This window comes from Desulfuribacillus stibiiarsenatis, from assembly GCF_001742305.1.
GTDB classification, from domain to species: Bacteria; Bacillota; Bacilli; order Desulfuribacillales; family Desulfuribacillaceae; genus Desulfuribacillus_A; species Desulfuribacillus_A stibiiarsenatis.
In genome coordinates this window covers 1-21,754 of record NZ_MJAT01000012.1, presented here as the reverse complement: position 1 = coordinate 21,754, position 21,754 = coordinate 1, and the positions used below count along the sequence as shown (strand labels likewise).

Sequence of the window (21,754 nt, the reverse complement as noted above, 5' to 3'; positions counted from 1 at the left end):
ATTTCGTTCTTCTACCAATTGTTGCCTAATCTCTTTGAACACCTTAACAGCAGGTAAACCATATATCTCTCCATTACAACTAAACCCATGCATCTTCTAACGTGAAGTATAAATTTAAACGCTTTGTAATCTATGTCTTTTCTTAGTTCTGAATATATAGGCATAGTATCAAACAATCGTATAAACAACTTCGCAACCTTTTTGATCATTTCCAAATTTGTAGCACCACCTTTTAACTGAGTTACCAATTCATTAAGCTCGGATTCAAAATGAATCACATGTTCAGGTAATCCATCTCTGAAAATTTTATTTAATATTTGTTCTGCAAGCAAGTAGATCATCTCAAAAAAGATATTGTTGTAAAAATCATCATTTAAGGGAAAAGCTTCATCTGGATATGGGTTAAGCAGATAAATGTTTAGATTTTCCTTAATTGAATTACCCAAAGAGTATTCTCCACCAGCCAAATCCCCATCTGGTTGATCGTATTTCATCCTCTGTTGAAGGGATAGACGCTCAAACCATATACCCTTTTTATTATTGCTATAGAAATTATTTAAGGCCCATGTTATAAAATCGATTACTTGAACACCCGGATTTTCTTTCCCCACTACTTCAATATCTATTTTAGGATAGTTGGCCGATAACCAGGGGTGGGTGTATACTGAGGCATCAATGACCTCGTACAAATTCTCATAAAACTGTTGGGCAATAGTTTCCGAGAAACTTATTCTGTTTTCAATTACAATCTTTATTTCCCCGATAAATTCTGTTGCTATTAAACTAACTAATTCTGTATTGATTCGATGTTTCTGTTCAACTGTTAAGTTAAAGTTACTATCATGTGGTTTTAATACAACGTAGCTGACTTTAGCATTTAGATGCTCTTTGATAGAATTGCATAAATGGCTGTGTGCATTCTTACTATCGTCAGTCGCATGGAAATACCCTCGTTCTAATGTTCTATTGTCCCATTCCTTAGTATTTTCTTCATGGATATCGGGATCGTTCTTTAAATTTGTTAATGCCTTCTCAATAACACTTTCACTCGCTTCATCTACAACAGCCATCATCCCAACAGCGAAGTAATTTTGCCCATTATAACTGAAAATGCTTTCATCAATGTATAAGAACAGTTTTCTTGATTTAGTTTTCAATACACTCTTCCCCCGATCAGCACTTTTGTTTGAGTTCTTATTCATCCCTTGTTCCAATAGGGAATCTATTGAATAATTGACCAAGTAAAATAATAAGTCGAACTAAATCAGTTACTTCCCTGTATATCGCTCGGCTTAACGTTTAGGAAAGGTAACTAAACTTCTACCCTGTATTCTTTGTCCCTTACCTCAGTTATGAGTCTAACAACTTCTTGCGAATATTTGTTAATTTCAGACTTCCCGATGTTCACGTAAAATGATGAAGACATCTAAAATCATATTCTATTAATTCGACCCAATACATGATTTGATTAATCATTTATAAACTTTCCTGTATTTACGAACTTATCATCTAAATCTAGAGACTGATTTTTGTCATTTTCTATAGTTAATGTGATTTCTCTAGATATTCCATCAATTGAAAATGAGTTTTCATGAAGTTGTTGAGAAAGCAACTCGGAAATTTTTTCATCTTCGTTTATCCCCAATAATAATAGTAATAATAATATTTAAGTTCATTTAACTTCTGTAATTTGCGATTTTTGTATAAAAATGGTCTCCATTTTTAAATCTTTATAACTTCTATAGTATTGTTCTCGAATATCAACAACTAAATCGGAGTCTTCTAATAAATAAAAATAATTTCTTTCTAAATCCGAAAGAATTCAAATTGCCGTGGAATTTTATTACCCTTTAATCGCGTTGCACTACCCAGTGAAGGTACATCTTGAATAGTAACCCACGGCTTATAGTCAACACCTACTCCTTGCCCACGCCCTTCTTATACTCTCTTGTCGATTGATAATGAACGTTTACGTTTAGGCACTATATCACCCCTTAAATATTTAAAACATTTTTACCTGACTGGTAAACTTTTATATCTCCGTCTTCAGAAATTTTTATGGCTAAACTATCTTTCGATGCATATTCACAAGCATTCGTTCCTGTTCCATATGTTTGAGAACTGCTTTTTTCAAACGATGTGTCAATTATTGCTCCATAAGTTAATATATTTAATTTGTAATCTAACACTAATGCACCATCTATTGAACATAACATAGATAGGTAGTTCTCACTTATATTTCTAACATTTAAATGCTTACCATTATCTTTTATCAAGTTTAAATATATACTATTATGCTGTATCTCTTTTAACGGAACTGTGCCTAACAAATTCTTAGCTTCCAATTCATCAATTTCGCTATAACTATTTAAATTATCTACTTCGTTAGGTACAAACATAATAATTGAACTTGTGTTTTCAGATGATAGTTTTCTAATAACGTTATATAAGGTTGTTATCCCATCAAACAAATCCTGTAGATTTCTGCCAATCTTATCAGGTTCCATCATCATAAAGAATATATGTGCTCTTAATAAAACGTGTTGTATTAAAAGATATTGTAAAAAGTGATAATTTTTTAACCTCCATTGGCCTTTACTAAAAGCTACAACACATTCTTCATGGTTATATATATTTAATTCTCTATTATCAATTTTAAAATATATTAAATTATGTGCATTATTATCTTCTGATAAATTTGCGTTCTTGAGCCCACCTTTAAATAGATTTACTATATACATAAATAATTTTTCATCTTCTGAGTTCTTTTCTATTAATATTTGATCTCCTTTATTAGCAAGTATTTCTTCATAATTCTCTATAATTGAACGCTTAGCTATTTTGAAATTATTAAATATCCTTTTCTTTTCAAAATCATTTTTTATTTTTTCTGAAAAATTCTCGTTTACATGCTTATTAATAGCAAATCCATAAGCTAATAAATTTTCATCAATTAGTATATTTAATATTTCTCCATCTACAACACGTAATAATGGTTTTTCTTTAAACAATTCCTTAATCGAAATAGGACTCTCAAACTCAATAATTTCAAATCCATAATGTTCCTTAATATAGCGCTTTTCTATCGCAGAAGAATATATTAATCCTAGCGTTGTATTGATAGATTCATAAGTTCTATGACTCAACTCAATAATATCACTTAAAAATTGTAGTCTCTGAAATTCTATTTTCTCATCTTCACATGTACCAAAAACATAAGAAACAGACAATTTATTTTTTAGTTTATGAAAAACTTCCCAATCAACACTATAATCATCTTTTTTTATTATTTGTTTGGACATATTTGCCAATTTCTCAACAGATTTTTTAAAATCAGGGTTTGAAAAGTGAAAGTATGTATGAAGATCGAAAGCAACTAATTCTTCTGTTTCATTTTCGTTTAAGGTCAATTTAATTTGATACCCAACATATTCACTTAAGTATTCCTGTAAAGCATTAATAAATTCTTCAATTTCTTTTATTTCAGTTTTTATCACTATCCAATTCCCCCCAATTATATAAAGCTACAATACCATTCCAAAAACAAAGAAACCACTACCAATTAACAGTAAAAATGCAAAGAAATTAACTACTAGAACCTCCCCAATTAGCAATTTCGTAGTATATATTTAACCTTATCACGAAGTACCCTTATGAGAACCATTTAAAAATATCCAGTATATCATTACCATATTTTTTTACTTTTGCTTCCCCAAATCCATTTACCTTTAATAAATCTTCTATCGTTTGAGGCTTCTTATGTATTAAATCTTCCATTTGATTGTTGTTATATATGTAAAATGCTTTTATGTTTTCTTCTCTTGATTTAAGCAAACGATATTCCTTTAGTTTTTCTCGTAATCCTTCTTTATTTTGTTGCTCTTTTTCTATTTCTTTATTCGAATATTTAGATCCTACTAGGAAGTCTTCTTCTGTTATACGGTATTTAGCAATGTTATCAAATGCAATTGGTTTGTGATTTTCCAGAATAAATCTAGCAATTTTAAGCATATTTTTTCCTGGTATATCCATGATGTTATCCTTATCATTCAATTGTTCATTTAAATATGTTTTAATTTGGTCATATTTATATATTTGGCAAGATATATTGACTGGACATTCCCTTTTATCGATTATTGTCTTATCATTTGCAAATACAACTAATGACTTCACTGGTGTGTGTTTTATTATTTCATTATCTAATAGCATCTCTCTAAATAAGCTTGAATGTCTCTCATTTTGTGTAATGGGACTATAAATTCCCTCTCTAAATGTTGCTCCATTTTTTTGTTTAATCATTCGGATGAAGTCACCGTCTTTGTTGATAATAATGTTCCCATAAAGCTTCTTTGATTCTAGCACACAGATAAATTTATTGGTAATTACAATAAAATCAAATTGAGCGGCGCAGCCTTTATACTCAAGTCTAACATCATGTAATCCGATAAATGGTATGAAAGAGTTTTTTAATTCGTTATAGACTCTGCCTTCACCTTCAATACCGGCCCTCAAATTGATTATATCTTTATCAATGGCATCTTTCTTTTCCCCATCTTTTAGTGTCTCAGACAGTTTGAGCAAATCATCTAATTGTTGGTTTTCTTTTGAAAAATCTTTGAGAAATTTAGGTTCTGTAAAAGTAAGAAAGTTTTGCAAAAACGAATCTGCCATTTTATCAAATAGTCCCATATGATTACTCCTTAATATTTAATTAGTCCATTTTTCCATAAGGACACTAATACATTCATTTGATGGTTATGCACTTTCTTTTGATTTCCTATTACCATCTTCCAAAGTTTATTAATATCATCAGCTAATTGTGAATCTTCTCTCAGTAGTGTTAACCCTTCCAATACATAGCTTTTATTCATTTTAGATTTTGTATAAAGACCTGGTGGGATATTATTAACTATCCCTGTTTCACACAACGCCAAAAATGCATTTCTAGGACATGCCTTTGCACAACTTGAAGCGTTGTTACTAAAAATCTCTGTGACTGCAATCTCCCATGCAACTAGCGGTGAAATTTTATTAGATTCTAGTACTTTCACTGCTTTAATGGCAGCTTCTCCATATTTATTCATATCACTCACCCCAATTTTCAGCCTAAAAATATATATTTGCTATGCCACTCAATAAAGTCATTGCTTGGTGCTACTTCTTTGTAAGGTAAAAGATCTCTACCATTCATTTTTTCAATGATGTCAATACTATTTTGATCTCTACCAACAAATCTGGAAGACACTTGAAGCTTATAGTCACTAGAGTTAATAGATATAACACCCTTATCAAATGCCCAGTGATGAATTTTGCATAACGCTAAGCCATTATCTAATGTGTCTGGACCATCTTGAGAAAACCATTTGATATGAGCGCCATCAATTCCAAAGTTTGTTTTATTAAAGCTAGCTTGAAAACCACAGATTGCACATTTATATCTATAGTTAGCTAATACATGTTCTGTAAAATCTCTATTTCTTGGTTTTTGTGGTGTGCTAACGGACAACATGGGTATTTTCAATACTTCTACTAGCTCCTGTTGAATCGTATCTGTCCACCATTTTTCCAAAATGAAATGAGCAACTTTTGCCCTGGATGCGGCAGATGACTGTAATAATTTATATACATCACCATCAAGGGTAGCAAATGAATTTTTATCACATAGTAGCTTAAGAGGAAGGTCATATTGGCTACTAACTGGTTCCCCATTTGCCAAATGTAGATTCCAAAACTCAGAAGAATTTAAATATTGAAAAGGTTGATTAGGTTTTGGTCCACTTTTATAATTTCTACCTCCGAAATTTACTATAAGATCGGATAACTCTTCCTCTATATCCTGAAATAATATTTTATTTTGATTTAAAATCCCTTGTTCAAGCCGTGATATTAATAGTAATAATAACAAAGGTTTTTTAAATGCCGGTTTGCCGTCTAATATATTAACCTTTAAGAAATCAATCTGATTTAAAAAATTGTTAAATACACCCATTTCTGCCCATCCTTAAATTGATAATATTCTACATATTTCCACATGAACGTAATTTTTCCTGCTAAAATAAAATAAAAAAAGCTCTACAGTAACAACTGTAAAGACTCATTAGATAATATCTATTTGATGTTTGATAAATAAATTGTCTAGCAAAGATGATTCGCAACTGCAATGAATAATTGCTCTCGGATCTGTTCTATATCATCTGAATATAAATTACTATTTCTGCATTATGCGCAGCCGAATATTTGCAATCCAACGTTCATTTATTTGTTTATATTGTAATAAAATTTACCGTTTCTTATATTGCACTTATTATAATTATAAAAAGCCGTTAATTTGCCATCTTCGTTGTTACCACCCCATATATCCCCATATAATAAAACCCCTGATTTTTGCTTTACTATTTTTATTATGTTGTTGAAAATAATTGTCCCATAACCTTTTCTTGGTAGATATGAGTCAATGGAAACTAATTCGTATGTATCATCATAATCACGACTGATACTCGCTTCAGCAATTATATTGGTGTTGTATCGATTAATATTAGTTAAATCTATCGACTCGTTAAAAGTCTCTACATCGATAAGCATTAATGTGCCTGAATCTTTTCTTTTTATTACTATATAGTGTTTATTATAGTCTTTTGGGTTAATACCATATTCTAGCAAATCAAAGTTGACGCTTTGAATAAATAAGTTTATTGTTTTTAGCACCTTTTTATGTTTATCTAATTCTCTAATTGTTGAATTATACTGGTTAGCCTTATAAGACAGATTATCAAAATGAGATTTCGGCGTTACAATAAAAAAAGGATCTTTTTTTATAATATATATAGCAGCTTTTTTTATAAAATTATCTAGCATTACTATCATTTTATTCACTATTACACTTCCCTTATAATATTACACGAGAAATTTAAATAGGTCATGCTAAGTTAATCAATTAAGTAGATTCCTTCTTCATGGAACCATGTGTCTTCGGCTAACGTTTCGTACATTGCAGTTTGCCACGAGTTCGTGTATACACGTGAAAAATCATATGCCAATTCTGACAAGTATTCTTGGACCATTGTGATTCCTATTTTTCTCAAATCATTGAGTCGAGGTTTTTTTTCTGTTAGTTCTACTCCTGCTCTTTTACTATACAAACTTGAAAGGAATTTTGATAAATGCTTTTCAACTCGTAATACTTTTACTGGATTCCATGTGGCTGGTGCTCTAACTTCAAATTTAATGACAAACCCTGAGTCTAGACGAGCTAATGTTGAAAAGAGCCATCGTTCTGATTCTATATCATCGTAATATGGATGGATTGGCTCGTCCTCACTACAAGTAGGAATAGAGGTTAATTTTATCCTGTTGCATGCACTACAAGAAGGAATGAGATTAGTAGGAGTGACAACAAGTGTTGGGTATAATGTCTTGGGCAGATAATGATCAACGGTCTCAACTTCTCTTTGACCACACAATGGGCATATGCCATTTTTAGGTGATTCAAATATCATATCATAATATTCTCTTCCAGTATTGCTAACCATCCTGTAGGTATATATTTTTTTCATTTCGGGAATATCTATTGAACCATTAACTACTGTTTTTAGTGGGAATCGGTATAATTGTGTGTTTTCTGCAAGGGTTTCAAACAAGGTTTCATCACTAGTAATTTCAGCTAAGCAACCAGACAACTTATTTTTTAATTGCACATCGTTAACTGTCTTAATGCACTCAGTATATACCGTTGCTACATTAAAAGGGGGTTTTGATAGTCTTCGCATAGATTATTCTCCTTACTCCTTATTCGCAATCATAGCTCGAATTAGCGCCTTTGCTTCGTGACCGATTTCACCCTTGAATGCATCTATAACGGAATCATATTCTTCGTATTTTCCGACTGCTTCTTGGAGTAATTTATGAAATCCCGTGTTTTCTACCTCTAACCTGAATACCTCTCTAGTTATTCCTCCAATATTTTCTCCGAATGTTTCAATACTTGGACGATCGGCTGCTAATATTCTGCTAATACTGCTTCTCAATATCCAAGCACAACTTCTAGGTATCTCTTGTAATATGACAGGCGAATGTGTAGCAATAATAGCCACGCCGTTCCTATGAATTAGCAAATCAGACAATGACCTTATTAGAGCAGATAATAATGGGGGGTGTAAATGACTTTCAGGTTCATCCATTAATACAAGTGTTCGCTCCTCCACAGTCTCTATAAGCCTAGTCATCGTAATTAATACAATTTTGTGACCTGAACTTAAATCATTAAAAACTTTTCTAGCTTCCGCTTTAAATTCTGCTTCTTCCTTAACCTGCGTGAGCTTAGATATAGAATACGCTTTGAATAGAGGGTCAGTTTCAAGTGTTTCAATTGCATTAACCCATCGAACAATAGATATTTGACAACAGTTATATGCACTTTCGGCAAATTCGTCAGCTAGTTGATTCGGTGTTTTTGGCGGAAGTGATGCTCCTGTGTGTGAATCGGTTTGTCGTAGTCCAATATATGAGTATTTTATACCTCGTGAATCTACATTACGCTCTTGTGGTAATTGCGATGTATCAAATGCACTAAAACTTACTAAAACAATGTTCGCAAACATTTCTTCATATTTGCTATTCGATCCCTCCACGTCTTCATAAAAAATACCAAGTGGATCCGCATTAGGGGGATTGCCTTCTGATAAAACCGTTTGTATCATATTACTAATTAGGTGTGTCTTTCCGACTCCGTTTCGCCCAATGAGTGCGTGAATATTCGTTGGTGGATTAGATTCAGGAATAACATTAAAAGAAAGATCTATTGGATTGTTTTGTAAAACTTTGTAGGTAAATTTGTAACTTGATAACCGCGCACCGCCATGAGATAGTCTACGGAATTTACCTTTTACTGAGGCTGTCGTTAGTGATCGTAATAATGATGAGTGAAGAACATGTTGATTTCTTGCTTTTTCGAAGTGAACGTCGTTGAATGCAATATCATTCAATCCATTAAGTATTTCATCGCGAATATTTTCACCTAAAATATTTAATTCTTTATAATATGATTCATCCTGACCGACAGAAAAAAATTGATCGCCTAATTTTTCGAATAGTTCTGGAATGCTGGGACGCGCATCTGATTGATTGATTTCTCCAATTTTTAAACTGCCGATATTATATTTGTTTCCAGAGACATCAACGTAAGATAGTATGTATGTCGTGTTATATCTAAACCAGTCATCCCAATTACTCTGAACTAAATAAGCCCTTTTTCCAGGCATTTGTCCAGAGACTGATGGAACTATTTCAAATTCCATTTGCATGCCCCCTTAATTATTTAAATTAAACCCTTTAAAACTATTTTTGCACCGCTTAATAATTATTGTTTTAATAATTTTTCCAGTCTTCAACTTTATTCTTAAACAATTCCATATGTAAACAAAAAATCCTTCTTCTCGACAAAAAATAGATGATTTACGACTAAATCCTACAATCAAGACTCTTAATAACTCTATTAATTTTGCAATAAAAAAAAGCCCTAGTAATTATCGTTAAGAGGACTAGGACATTTGTCTGAAAATAAGAGTGATGTTCACATTTAAGAATTAAGAAATCCGATTAAGCAATTCTTTAATGTTGTTTTTAGGCGAGTTCACTAAAGCTGATACATGATATATGTCCATTTTGTTTGAATCATATGGTTTTAGAAATGATTTTAAGTAATCTTTGTCTATATTCAATTGATGAAGCCAATCATTTTCTTGTTCAGGCGTAAGTATTACTGGCATACGATCATGAACGGGTTTTACTATCTCATTCGCTTCACTTGTGATAATGGAAAACGTGTTAATGGGCTGGTTATTTTGGTTAAGCCATGTTTCCCAAATGCCAGCAAATGAAAACACATCAGTTTCTTTCAAGTATATCCTATAAGGAATTTTACTTTTCCCTTCTGTTCTCCACTCATAAAAACCACTTGTTGGAACCAAACATCTTCGGCTGAAAAATACCTTTTTATAAGATGGCTTCTCATCAATTGTCTCCGCTCTAGCATTTATCATTTTTGCCCCCATAGACATATCTTTTGCCCATTGCGGTATCAAACCCCATTTGAAACTTGATGCAATATTTTTACCATCTTGACTTATAATGACAAGCGCATTTTGAGTAGGTGCTATATTGTAGCTTGGAGCATAATCATTTAGTGTATTTTCAATCATAAAACGTGTAGCAAGTGTAATGAATTCCTCCGTAGTCAAAACAAATCTTCCGCACATTACCAGAACAACCCCAATTTAATTGTTATATAGACCCTTTTAGTTCTATCAGAGAATCATTTAATTATCAAAAGGCTTATTTTCAATGTATTGATTAATATAATTCTTAATCATAAAGGAATCAATATAGTTGTCATGGAAATACCCTTTATACTTTGTAGCATATCGAATCCCTTTATTATTCACTTTAACATTAAATACAGTAATTTTGTTTTCACGAAGGATTTTCTTTCTATCAATTAGTTGTTTTTCTAGGGAATCATACACATGTGAATCTAGTATTTGTTGCAATAAAGATAAGTCATAAGTGGGGGATAAAAATGAATTGTAGGTCTGATCAAAAAAATCACAAAAATATTGCAATTTATTGTAGAGTATCTACTGATGAACAAGCAAGAAACGGTATATCGTTAAAAGAGCAACAAGTACGTTTATTCTCATACTGTCGTGCAATGGGCTGGAAAGCTAAACCGCTAGTTTTTGTAGATGATGGCTATTCAGCCAAATCTACGAATAGACCACAATTAAAAAGCCTTCTTACAAAAGTAAAGCTAGGTGAAATTTCATCCGTTATAGTCACAAAGTTAGATCGAATTAGCCGAAGACTTTTAGACCTGCTAAATATGATAGATCTCTTTCAAGATTATAATGTTTCATTCATATCTATTAGTGAATCTTTTGATACAACTACTCCTTCTGGACGGCTTACACTGCAAGTTTTAGGAGCTGTTGCTGAATTTGAAAGAGAGCGAATAAAAGAACGTGTTTTTGAAAACATGCTACATGCTGCTAGCAACGGAAAGTGGCTAACTCAAAGCCCATACGGTTTTAGACTTAAAGATAAAGAATTAGTGAGAAACTGAAATTGTCCAAAAGATATTTGACCTATATCTTAATCATGGTTTAGGTTATACTTCTATAGCAGAAATACTAAATGACGAGGCTATCCCTTCGAGATTTAACAAAAAATGGTCCGCTCGTTCTATTAAGTTGCTTTTGCAAAACCCTGTATATAAAGGTTCACTAGTATGGAATAGGATTGATTCAAGTAAAAAAATTAGAACGAAAAAAGATAAAGCTGAATGGGTAGTTTATGATGATTGCTTGCCAGTTATAATCGATAAAGAGAAATGGGAAAAAGTACAACAACTAGTGAATAAACGGCAAATATCACCTAGAGCTAGGTCTAGTTCACACTTGTTAAGTGGCCTATTAAAATGCCCTTATTGTAAATCCGGTATGAGTATTGGATGGTCAGGATCAAAGAATAATCGATATCGCGTATATCGTTGTTCAGATAATAAAAATAATGGGACCTGTATAAATAAGCAATATCGCGCTAATGAATTAGAATTTGCTTTTCTAAATGAGTTTATAAAAAACCAACCTTGTCAGTTTGAAACGTTAGAAATATTTAATCAAGCTAAAAATTATGTACGCGAAATTTTACAACTAATAAATTTTTACTCATCAGAAAAAATCACTCCTGATTTAACCTTATATTCTAATTACATCAAAGATCTTAAACCATTATTCGTTTCCTTAATTGATAGCATAATAATAGCTGATAATAACAAACTAAACATCAATTATAGAGATTAGACTAGCATTAGATAATATCTTATTTTCTAGTTAAATACAAAAGTAATTCTAGTTAATATCTAACATAATAAAAAGCAAATGAGTCCCTAATTCGAACTCATTTTAACTACTTTTTTTTAAAATGGCTTCACCATTTGTTAATTTGGATTTGAAACAAAGTCTTTAGAAGTTGCCATTGAAGCTGGGGAACAGCTAGCAAATTACACAGACGATAAACTGCAAACCAGCAATTTTGCGGGTAACAGTTATAACTACCTCGACTTTTTCCGGAGCAATGCCGTTTGAGCTAGAAATAATTCTTCAGAGCTGCGTCCGTCAAATAATTGCCTTTGGTGTTCCTACTGCCTCGATTGAAGCATAGTGAGCGACTACTTTAACAAATCCCTTCATTTTGGTTGTTGTATTCACAGAAACTCCTCCTCTTTTATTTTTATATAAACGCTCTTTGAGCGATATAATTTTAAAAAACGCAAAAAAGACACGCCTATTGTGGTCCATTACACATTTAAGCCACCCTCCCTTTTTATAATTAAACGTCCGTTTGTTTCACCTGGAATTCAGATCAACTCTTGTGTAGGGACTTCAAACGGTCAATTTTATGACGACAAAAAAGACACAGTCTACCTTTTTAGTAAAATGTGTCTATTCCAAACTATTTTTGCGCATCTGCATGCGGTCATTAAAAACAGACTCCTAACGGGGCCTGTGAGTAAACATAAAAGCTACCATCCGCAAAGAGGCGGTTCGTAGAATTATAAAATATGATGGTTATATTATAACTATTTTTCTCTAAAAATGCAAAAAAAGTCCATTGAAAACTTGTCTAATTAAATAAAACAAGTAGTATGTGGATCATTTCTTATTAGGTAGTAGCTTACTAACTCTAGTTTTATATCCTATATCACGCCTTTTCTGTTCCTCAAACTCGGCATCAGCTTTTAAAATGTCTTCTCTGTATTTACTAATACCGCCAATTTCACCCATTAAATTAACTCATCCCTAGGAATCCTGATGGTATTACTTAAACGTATTACTTGGGAAATTTACCAAACATCGTCTTCCATCTCTATAACTGTAGCTTCAGATACAGAAAGATATTGAGCAGCCTGTTAACGTCATCATTAGAGGGTATTTAAAAAAGGCTTCATTTACTACTTGATTTGATGATTGATTTGAATCAGCAATTGAAGTTTGTCCTTCAGATAATAATTTTGCAAGTTTAGGCGCCGCCAAATGTATTGCAAATTCTATGTATGCTTCGCGTTGTTCAGCTGCAAGGTCTTCTGAATCTATAACCATACCATTATCTAACTTCAACATTATTACAACTTTTATAAAGTCTTTTGTATGTCCTTTTTAGCCATTCACAAATTTACAGAACTAGGGATCTGTATATTATCAACATTTTAACTAGAGTATACGTCTAATACACATCTTCTTTTCTCATTTTTATAGAATCATATGCCATTCGATTCTATCAGTTTTCAAGTAGATTCATTCATTAAAGGACTGGCTTTTTATATTTTTATTCAAAAAGAGACTTTATGTTTCTTTGTAAATAAAAAATTCAAGCCATTATGTGCGATTTAAATTGAACCTATTTTTCTAGATCTCAAAATAGATCGAAGTTATTGACAACCTTGCCTTAAAAATGTATCAAAATAATTACACATCTTTTTTCCCATTTCACTAAGGGCGATAACACCCTTTGGATGATCTACGCTTGAAGATAGAATTCCTCTTTCTCTAAGCTTTATGATGCTATTTAAATATAAAATTTGCCAAGTATTCTGTAAACGCTGATCCTCTTTTTCAAAATCATGTTTAACTTTACATTCATTTAGAACAGTTTCAATTAGTGAACTACCGCCTTCAGTATTTTTAAGATAACTAATTATATTACCTTCTATATAATCGAGCCCTTGTATAAATTTATCATATTCAATACAGTCTTGTAACTCATAATTGATTATGGCCTTTTCAAAAAAATCATAGTCATTAAAAATAGAATTCATTATAGAATTTTCCCTCTCATACCCAATTTTAAAATGATCCATGTAGTTTTTGTAATAGTCCTTATGATTTATATTGAAGTGATCCGATGCAAAATTTTCTTCTAAAAAACAAATATCCCAATTAACTCTTACTCCATCAATATTCCAATTGTTTTGATTAAAATAAATATCAAAATCTACTACTCTTGCTTTTGGTTTTTCGCCTCTAAAAAACATATAATCCAAAAAAACTGTAAAAATAGTATTTTTATCATCATAGTGAACTGCCCTTGGCACTAAGTATTCTCTTTTATTAGTCCATCTTTCTAGCCCAATTAATTTCTTTTTGTCAATACCGTTAAAAGCTTCAATGACCTCAATTAACTTTTCTACGAATTGCAACTCACAAAATGTTAATGAGGATCTAGATGACAAATATATAAAATACTTCTTATAATATGCCATCCAAAATTTAGAATCCAATGTATTGAATAATTTCCATCCTATTTTCTTTGATGATTTCTCAAAAAAAACGTCTATTAGATGGAAATTATTTGGCTTCATTAATCTCTTTTCAATCTCAATGGAATCCCAATATTTAATTTGGATTTTTTGACTATCTTCTATATCTTTAAAATGCCTTAACAATGCCGAGGTAGGTTGAGTGGAACACGCTAATAAAAATCCTTCTGCACCTACGGCAAGACATGTTTCTAAAATATTTAAATCATCTTTGCTAACAGACTTACCACTAAGAGCCTTATGCTTACATTGTACCACCCATTTTTTTTTTATAGAACCTAGTACACTTTCGTATGATTCTTCCACAATAAGATCTCTGTCACCGTCCGACCCTACACCTGTCCAATGTACTTCTAGCCCCTCAGCTAATAATAATTCTCTGATAAGTTGTTCGAAATCTACTCCATCTTCCCTAAGTTCTTTAAAATCAAGCATATAATTTCTCTCCCACAGCAGCTATATTTTAAGATTAAAAGCAACTTAATTATTTGTTTTATCTGGCCATTATTACCAACTGTCCAACTAAATGATTTTATTGCAAATCTCACCTACACCATTTAGCTCGATAAACCTTGACATATAATATCTTTCATCCATCTTTACTCTTATAAGGTTGTAGAAATGTTCATTATGAGTTGATATAACTATCTGTCTACCCATAGTAGTAGTAATAGTCCTTAATAAGTCTATAAAGGATAACAGGTTAATCCCATCGAGATGTTGAATCGGATCATCCATAAAAATAGTGCTAAATGTTGTGTTACGTTCAGTTAGAACTTTTGCTAGGAATATACATAAAGATAATATGTTAATTTGTGCAGAACTTAAGTATAGAATTGGTGATATTTGTTCTTCTTCATCTTTATCATAAGTGTATATGTTTGTTTGCAATCCCTTATCAGAACGCTTAGTAAGAAATTTGATATGATTCATCGTTGGATGCGGATCAATTTTATGATAAATTTCGTTGATCGTATTTGATTTAAAATATGCATTTGTCAGAGTAACGATATGACTTTCTACAATATTCTTACTTTCCTCTAGGTTTTTAATTTTCACTCGAATACTATCAAGTTTTCTTTTTTTTCTATCATTTTCTTTTTTCTTAGTAATCCATATATTATGTTCTTTCAAATTCTTGACGTTAGAGAGTATGGATTGTAATAGAGATATATTTTGCTTTAATATATTATTTCTTTTTGTGAGTTTGGATTTCCTTTCATCTATTTTTTCATAATTGTCAATACTCTCAATGTCACCAACTTCAAATACCTTTTTTAATCGTAATCGATAACTATCTGTAACAACTAATGATTCTTGAATCTTAATTAGTATTGAATTAAACTTAAGAGCAATCTCTTCGTTAGTACCCTTAACTTTATTCTGCAAATTGATTAATTCGGAATCAGTCAAGAGCATCTCTTCAACAAGGTTGTTTTTTACATGCACAATGTTTTTCAATGCACTTTCTAAATCATTATTTTCATCTCTAAGTTTTTTATTTTCTAAAAACAATAGTATTGAGTTATATGAATTGTTATTATTTAATTCAAATATTTCCCCACTAAGCTCAATATTTTTAAGTTCATTTTCTTTTAATGTGGTTTCAAGATTGTTTAGTAAATCTAGATCCGCAGCAATTCTTGACTCCTCTTCTTCTATTTTACTAGATATGTCAACTACATTTTTATATATTTCTGCTTTTAACAAAGTAATTGCTTCAGCATCTTGAATGTTTATATTTATTTCCTTATACAGTTTTTGAATACCCTCGTTTTCATTCATTAAATTGTCAGATATGTTATTCCAATCATTTATTTGTAGCTGTAGTCTATGTATTCTTTCATTATGTCTACTAAATACGATCTTCTTATCTTCCAAGATTTCTTCCAATAATTTTCTTAAATTCTCAGACTCTATAACTATGTTTTCAATCACCATATTATTAATTTTTTTAGTTGCTTCCAACTCTTTTTTTATGTATTCTACTTCTGAGTTATCCTCATAATCCGCTGTTATTCTTGATATAAGAGTCGAATAATCTTCGTATTTGGCATGACATAAAGGACACTCACATGTTTTGGTGATATCAACAAATTCTTTTCCTTGTATTAGCAGTTGATTTATCTTATTTTGTAAAAGTACTGTATTGTTGTATTTTTGTTCCAATAATTGTATTTTTTCTTCATTAACTGATTTTTCATTTTTCTGAGAAGTAAGTCTAGTGTTAGAATCTAAAATTTCTCTAGACAAAAAATCCTTAATGTGGTCAATAGAACATTTATTTCCTATAAATGATTCAATATTACTTATTTCATAGCTTAAAATTTTGCGTTTTTCTACTCTCTGATCTAACACAAAAGTTGCCTTTGTTAGGAAATTTGAATACTTTTTTAGATTGATTTTATTCTCATTGTACTTTTTAAAATCAATTTCGAGATTTCTTTTCCTCACTAGTTCTTTTTCTATAGTTTTGCTATGCCCAGAAACATTTTCTTTACACTTTATAATGATATCTTTAACTTCAATTACTCTCTTCTGCAATTCTGGTTTAGCATCTTCAAGCTGCTTTTTTAAGTTCTTTTTATCAACAACTTCTCCTTCAATGTTTAAAAATATATGCCAATTATTTATAACTTCTAATAACTCATTTATTTCACCTTGTATTTTTTTTCTCCGAATTAACAATTTCTCAATAAAATTTAAAAACTTCTGCTTATTCTCTAGTTCTTTTTTTTCGTTTTTATATACTTCAAAATTAGTTTTATTTAACAAATAGTTCGGGTAATCAGAAATTAGAAGTTCAATTGAATTAAGTAATGTTTCATTCTGATCCTTACATTCTTGGATTTTTCTCAAAATTGAATAAGTCTTTTCTAATACTTTATCTATATTTTCGACTATGTTTTCATGCTCAATTATGAAATCATTATTATCCGCGTTAAAACTATCAATTAAACGGTATACATCTTGCTCTTTAACTGATTCATATTTATATTCTTTAAAATCACTTTCTTCTTTTTGAATTTCTCTATGCAGTGATTTCTCTTTTTTCATAATTTCATCATATAAATCATATATCCTATCTAGAATTTCTGAGTAACCACTTGTATCCCAGAATATTTGAAGTGCTTTTGTCTTATCTTCAGCAGTATAGCTGTGTAAAAAATTGGTTATTTTATCATGTGCCAACATATTAGTTGTACAGAATGTATTTTTTTCATCCAATATTCCTTGCAGTTCATGGGGTATTGCTTCTAAATCACCAGGTTTATAGTCACTCTTCATATTACCAGTACGCTTTTTGGTCTTTTTTTCGAAAACACTATCGCTTTCACTAACTATCTGAACAGATCCTTGTAGCGCATTAGATTTTCTATTTTTTAATATATCTCCTTTTTCGCTATCAACTTCTTGCTTTATTGCCTTTGTACTTTTAAACCTTCCTATCTCATCAGTAACTGCCCATTCAATAGCGTCGAAGAAGGATGTTTTGCCATAACCATTAGGAGCATAAATAACTACTAAGTCAGCAACATTTCCGCTTTCTTTATGGACAAAATCAAAGTTTTGCAAATTTTCATAAGCTCTAAAAGCTTCGATATTGACTTCCTTAATCTTCTTGTTCACTTGAGTTTCCTCCTAAATAAATCGCTAATTGCTGACTTGTTTCTTTTTCTGGATTTTTTATTGCCTGATACAAATCCAAATTTATACTTCTTATTTTTTCTAATAGCGAAATATTATCACTTGTATTATTGTCATCAACGTAGATATTCAAATTAAATAAACGATTTTTTAAATATCTTTTCTCTCTAATCTCACTTTCCCCCATTGAATCCCAGACCAATTTCCGCGTTGAATACTTATCTTGCTCAATTTCGCCTTTTAGTTTCATAGATATCTTTTCCTTACAACAAAAGACCAAATATACATTCCACTTTTCGATGCTTTTTTCTAATCTGCTTTGAAAATCTGTAGCTATTGTTGCTGCAATTGCTTCATAATATTTCTCTAAGTCGTTTTCATTTTCTACTATTACTTGAAAAACATAAATATTGTAACCATATTCCTTTCCAACCCAACAGCTTACTTTATGGAACCAACCACAATTGTCTTCACAAGATAGAGATGATGTCCCTTCATTATATTTATCAAAATTCATTTAACATCTCTCCTATTCGTTGCCCTAATTGTCTTTCTAAATCTATATCGTCATTGCCCTCTGCAACATAGTTTTCTAGTATTATGTTTAAGCCTTCTATTATTCTTCCTATATGAATTAATGAAAGCTTCCGTATACAACTTCTGACATCGTCAATACGCATTTCTTCCTTTACGCTTACAGGATTGCTAATATCTCTAACAACACTTTCAATCAGTGAATGGTTAAGCTTCTTAATTTGAGGCTCTTTTTTAGTTTTAATAATTACGAAGGCATCTTTGCTTGCATCTACATATGCATTACCCAAATAATCTTTTAAGAATTCAGATAGTGTTGTTTTATTAGTTACATAGATTAACTTTACTTTTCGTTTACCACGCTCATTATCAACCATATAGAATTTTCCATCTTTTAAGTTATCTTGATTTTCCAACGATCTAAAAATTAAATAAAGGAGCCAGCTTTCCCATATATCCTTACTATAAAGATTCTTATCCGAGTATGGCCATACCAGTTTCGTTCCACAATGCATTATTATGTCATTAGGTTTAACGCTATTTCTTATGTTTGGCATTTGTAATGAGCAGATTCTATTCATAGGCTCTTCAAATATTTCGATTACTTTATCTTTGAATAGATCAAAACTACATATTTTAATATCGCATATAGGATCCCAGCCGATATCAATTAGATTTTTTTGTATACACTCTCGAGAGATACCACATACTGCATCAAAAGCCCCATCAGGTGAACTTAATTCTATGATAATCCCACACAAAAAAATTTCTTCTTCATTAACTTTGAATATTCCACTTCCTGAAATGCTTGATACTACATCTTTTGCACTTAGTGTTAAGGTTTCCAAAGTCTGTTCAGTACTCAATGTAACAGTATTCTCATCTGGTAAACTAATTACTTTTGCTCCAAGAGGAAATCTTTTAATCCTACTATAATTATTATCCATTGCTCTTGGAAACCCAACAATTGATACTTGCTCACCAATTGATACAGTGGCCATCCGATATATTGGGAGGTCAGATATCGCCTTCATTTTAATAATTGCTATATCGTTTTTTTCAATTATCAATGTCCCATCTGGAATTATATTGAGCTGGTTCATTTCCCCATTAGTTTGCTGAAATAACTGAAGTGAATCTAAGTCTGGTGTTAAGTCATTATTTAAACAATGCCAAGCAGTAATCAAATATGAACAGTTTTTATTTTCTGTTTGTAGTAACACTCCTGAACCATAATGACTTCCTTTGTACAAAGTTTTAACTACTACTTGATCATAAAATTTATCTATCATCTAGGTAAATCCTCCAAATTGATTCCACTCTTATCGATTGTAATGAACTTCATCTCATATTTTCCAAATTCTTCTTTAGTGAAGATTGTATTAAAATCAATTTCGTAGTTACAGTAAAAATTAACTGCTTGTTTAGAATTACATATGATTCTACTTAAGCATTCTTTAGTCGGTCTTCCCGATGCCGTAAGATTTGTACTTATGATATAGTTTTTACATTTCATCATACGTATTAGATTATTACTAGTATTATGCTTACTAGCATGATGCGATATTTTGCATATATCGATTTCAAGTTGATTATCTTCAGAGTATCCTAGCTTTGACAAAGATTTTTCAATTTCTACTGCTGATGCATCTCCTAAAAACAATGCTTTTCTGTTCTCATACTCAAAAATAAATGCTATACTACTTCGATTGGCCAACGAAATATTTTCAATAAACTCCATATCATTTAATTCTTCTATCGAGAAACTATAATCTGTTTTCGTTGATATTCTTACTTCTTGCTCATTTTCTACCATCCACTGCTTATTAAAAGCTTTGAGTATCTCTAAGCTTGGTGAAAGTACCCGTATATATGATCCGTCTATGTAAAATTCATCATAATTTTTAACAGCTTTTTCATACTGGATTCTAGCTTTCTTTAGTATTTCCTCAAGGTTATTTCCTTGTTTCCAACTAATTAAAGTTGTCTCGTCAGGAAGTAAAATCCCACTTTTTTGACTTTCTCTACTTACTTTTAACTCTTTATCTAAAAATTCCCCGAAATTGAACCACATTCTATCAATTATTTTCGTATCAAAATCAGATTCGGAAAAGAGCCTTAATATACCATCAATATGATCTGAATCAATATGTGTCAGTATCAGTAATCTCAATGTCGCGTTCATCTCTTTAAGACTTTTTATGAACTCTTTTATACTTCTATAACACTCTTTTCCTATTCCACCATCAATTAGAATAAATTTGTCTTGCTTTGGTCCAAAAGTTATAATTAAGCAATCTCCATGAAGAGCTTTTAAAACTTTAATATTTACAGACATGAACTCCACCCCTCTATTTCTTAGTAAATTAACCAATAGTTCTAATAGCTTTTCTTATATTCACTGAAAAATCCTTTGCCCCATTGTGGTCATTTCAACTATTCATTTTTCCCATAAAGTTTTTCCCTTATATTAAGAAAAGGCCTTATTAATGTAACATGATTTGTTCATATTCCTGCTCGTTAGTTTAATAAGCTTTTACATCCTAATTGTAAATTACCATATGCTAATAACTCTAAATTTTTAAATTTCCACACAGAACGTACAGTGATTGCAGATTCTGTCACATAAATATTTCTTTACCGTTATCGAAGTACGTATAATACATTGAAAATTGATCATAGACGAACATTGTTAACAACATGCAAATTTCACGAGCAATGCTATTTTTTCATACATATCAACATGAAAACACTAACATCAAGTATGTAAATGTTAGTTATTCAAAAAAATAACTAGAAATACCTGTTTTATTTTACATCTTCAAAGATCTTAGTTTCGTTTTTTATGAATATTTTACGGTAATTAAATTCGTTAATTAACCTATCAAGCTTCTGACTTATATCTATTGTAGCCGGATGCAAAAGCCCGTTACTCATACCTTTATTAACAAGTATAAATGTCAACATAAACATGTACACTTTTGACTGTTTAAGAATGTACAGTTTTACTAATTATCTCGTTCCAGATGGTCCTTAATTCGGTAAGAATCACCAATAATATTAACTACCGTTGCATGGTGGAGGACACGATCCAAAATTGCATTTGCTATCTTAGGATCTTGGAATACCTCGTCCCAGGATTTAAAACCAACATTAGTTGTTAAAATCGTACTTTTCTTTTCATATCTCATATCAATGAGT

General features: G+C 31.1%; 19 protein-coding genes and 2 pseudogenes. 1 reads left to right on the top strand and 20 read right to left on the bottom strand.

The genetic code is table 11. The annotated features are described in order from the left end of the window. Window positions 1-11 precede the first annotated feature (11 nt). From BHU72_RS05665 to BHU72_RS15840, 11 genes and pseudogenes are all read right to left on the bottom strand, one after another. Window positions 12-1,157, bottom strand: a complete 1,146-nt coding sequence (locus BHU72_RS05665; RefSeq protein WP_069701672.1) for a DUF3800 domain-containing protein — start codon at window positions 1,155-1,157, stop codon at window positions 12-14. Between the two features lie 587 nt (window positions 1,158-1,744). Beyond that, window positions 1,745-1,983, bottom strand: a pseudogene (locus BHU72_RS16515) (heteromeric transposase endonuclease subunit TnsA); the annotation flags it as partial. A gap of 11 nt (window positions 1,984-1,994) precedes the next feature. Beyond that, window positions 1,995-3,497, bottom strand: a complete 1,503-nt coding sequence (locus BHU72_RS05660; protein ID WP_069701671.1) for a hypothetical protein — start codon at window positions 3,495-3,497, stop codon at window positions 1,995-1,997. 154 nt (window positions 3,498-3,651) lie between these two features. After that, window positions 3,652-4,689, bottom strand: a complete 1,038-nt coding sequence (locus BHU72_RS05655) for an NERD domain-containing protein (protein ID WP_069701670.1) — start codon at window positions 4,687-4,689, stop codon at window positions 3,652-3,654. Between the two features lie 11 nt (window positions 4,690-4,700). Continuing rightward, window positions 4,701-5,084 carry a DUF6979 family protein gene (locus BHU72_RS05650; RefSeq protein ID WP_069701669.1) on the bottom strand — a complete coding sequence of 128 codons (384 nt, stop codon included), beginning with the start codon at window positions 5,082-5,084 and terminating at the stop codon, window positions 4,701-4,703. 17 nt (window positions 5,085-5,101) lie between these two features. Continuing rightward, window positions 5,102-5,989: a phosphorothioated DNA-binding restriction endonuclease gene (locus BHU72_RS05645; RefSeq protein WP_069701668.1), complete on the bottom strand. Its 888-nt coding sequence runs from the start codon at window positions 5,987-5,989 to the stop codon at window positions 5,102-5,104. Window positions 5,990-6,255: 266 nt separating this feature from the next. Continuing rightward, window positions 6,256-6,873: a hypothetical protein gene (locus BHU72_RS05640; protein WP_069701667.1), complete on the bottom strand. Its 618-nt coding sequence runs from the start codon at window positions 6,871-6,873 to the stop codon at window positions 6,256-6,258. A 53-nt stretch (window positions 6,874-6,926) separates the two neighbouring features. Beyond that, window positions 6,927-7,766: an HNH endonuclease gene (locus BHU72_RS05635; RefSeq protein ID WP_069701666.1), complete on the bottom strand. Its 840-nt coding sequence runs from the start codon at window positions 7,764-7,766 to the stop codon at window positions 6,927-6,929. Between the two features lie 12 nt (window positions 7,767-7,778). Then, window positions 7,779-9,293: an AAA family ATPase gene (locus BHU72_RS05630; protein WP_069701665.1), complete on the bottom strand. Its 1,515-nt coding sequence runs from the start codon at window positions 9,291-9,293 to the stop codon at window positions 7,779-7,781. A gap of 288 nt (window positions 9,294-9,581) precedes the next feature. Further along, a complete protein-coding gene (locus tag BHU72_RS05625) occupies window positions 9,582-10,253 on the bottom strand; it encodes an SOS response-associated peptidase (protein ID WP_069701664.1) in 672 nt (223 codons plus the stop codon). A 60-nt stretch (window positions 10,254-10,313) separates the two neighbouring features. Then, complete coding sequence (locus BHU72_RS15840) at window positions 10,314-10,544, bottom strand: hypothetical protein (protein ID WP_069701663.1); 231 nt, start codon at window positions 10,542-10,544, stop codon at window positions 10,314-10,316. 29 nt (window positions 10,545-10,573) lie between these two features. Between BHU72_RS15840 and BHU72_RS16625 the strand changes: the two are divergent. Then, window positions 10,574-11,615 (top strand): annotated as a pseudogene (locus BHU72_RS16625) (recombinase family protein); the annotation flags it as partial. 1,092 nt (window positions 11,616-12,707) lie between these two features. Here the strand turns inward: BHU72_RS16625 and BHU72_RS16385 are convergent. The 9 genes from BHU72_RS16385 to BHU72_RS05575 form a co-directional block, all read right to left on the bottom strand. Then, a complete protein-coding gene (locus tag BHU72_RS16385; RefSeq protein WP_301553493.1) occupies window positions 12,708-12,839 on the bottom strand; it encodes a hypothetical protein in 132 nt (43 codons plus the stop codon). Between the two features lie 96 nt (window positions 12,840-12,935). Beyond that, a complete protein-coding gene (locus BHU72_RS05605; protein WP_069701660.1) occupies window positions 12,936-13,175 on the bottom strand; it encodes a hypothetical protein in 240 nt (79 codons plus the stop codon). A gap of 308 nt (window positions 13,176-13,483) precedes the next feature. Continuing rightward, window positions 13,484-14,806 (bottom strand): restriction endonuclease, encoded by a 1,323-nt coding sequence (locus BHU72_RS05600; RefSeq protein WP_069701659.1) that lies wholly within the window; start codon window positions 14,804-14,806, stop codon window positions 13,484-13,486. Between the two features lie 87 nt (window positions 14,807-14,893). Further along, window positions 14,894-18,001: an AAA family ATPase gene (locus BHU72_RS05595; RefSeq protein ID WP_069701658.1), complete on the bottom strand. Its 3,108-nt coding sequence runs from the start codon at window positions 17,999-18,001 to the stop codon at window positions 14,894-14,896. Beyond that, window positions 17,985-18,536: an ABC-three component system middle component 1 gene (locus BHU72_RS05590; RefSeq protein WP_069701657.1), complete on the bottom strand. Its 552-nt coding sequence runs from the start codon at window positions 18,534-18,536 to the stop codon at window positions 17,985-17,987. The genes BHU72_RS05595 and BHU72_RS05590 overlap by 17 nt, the downstream gene beginning before the upstream one ends. Continuing rightward, a complete protein-coding gene (locus BHU72_RS05585) occupies window positions 18,526-19,845 on the bottom strand; it encodes an ABC-three component system protein (RefSeq protein WP_069701656.1) in 1,320 nt (439 codons plus the stop codon). Before BHU72_RS05585 ends, BHU72_RS05590 begins: the two co-directional genes overlap by 11 nt. Beyond that, a complete protein-coding gene (locus tag BHU72_RS05580; protein WP_069701655.1) occupies window positions 19,842-20,891 on the bottom strand; it encodes a ComEC/Rec2 family competence protein in 1,050 nt (349 codons plus the stop codon). The genes BHU72_RS05585 and BHU72_RS05580 overlap by 4 nt, the downstream gene beginning before the upstream one ends. Before the next feature lie 470 nt (window positions 20,892-21,361). After that, entirely contained in the window at window positions 21,362-21,520 is a 159-nt protein-coding gene (locus BHU72_RS16510; RefSeq protein ID WP_367114462.1) for an aspartyl-phosphate phosphatase Spo0E family protein, read from the bottom strand. 41 nt (window positions 21,521-21,561) lie between these two features. Continuing rightward, window positions 21,562-21,754: ATP-binding protein (locus BHU72_RS05575; protein ID WP_176720392.1), on the bottom strand; the 193-nt coding region annotated here is incomplete at its 5' end.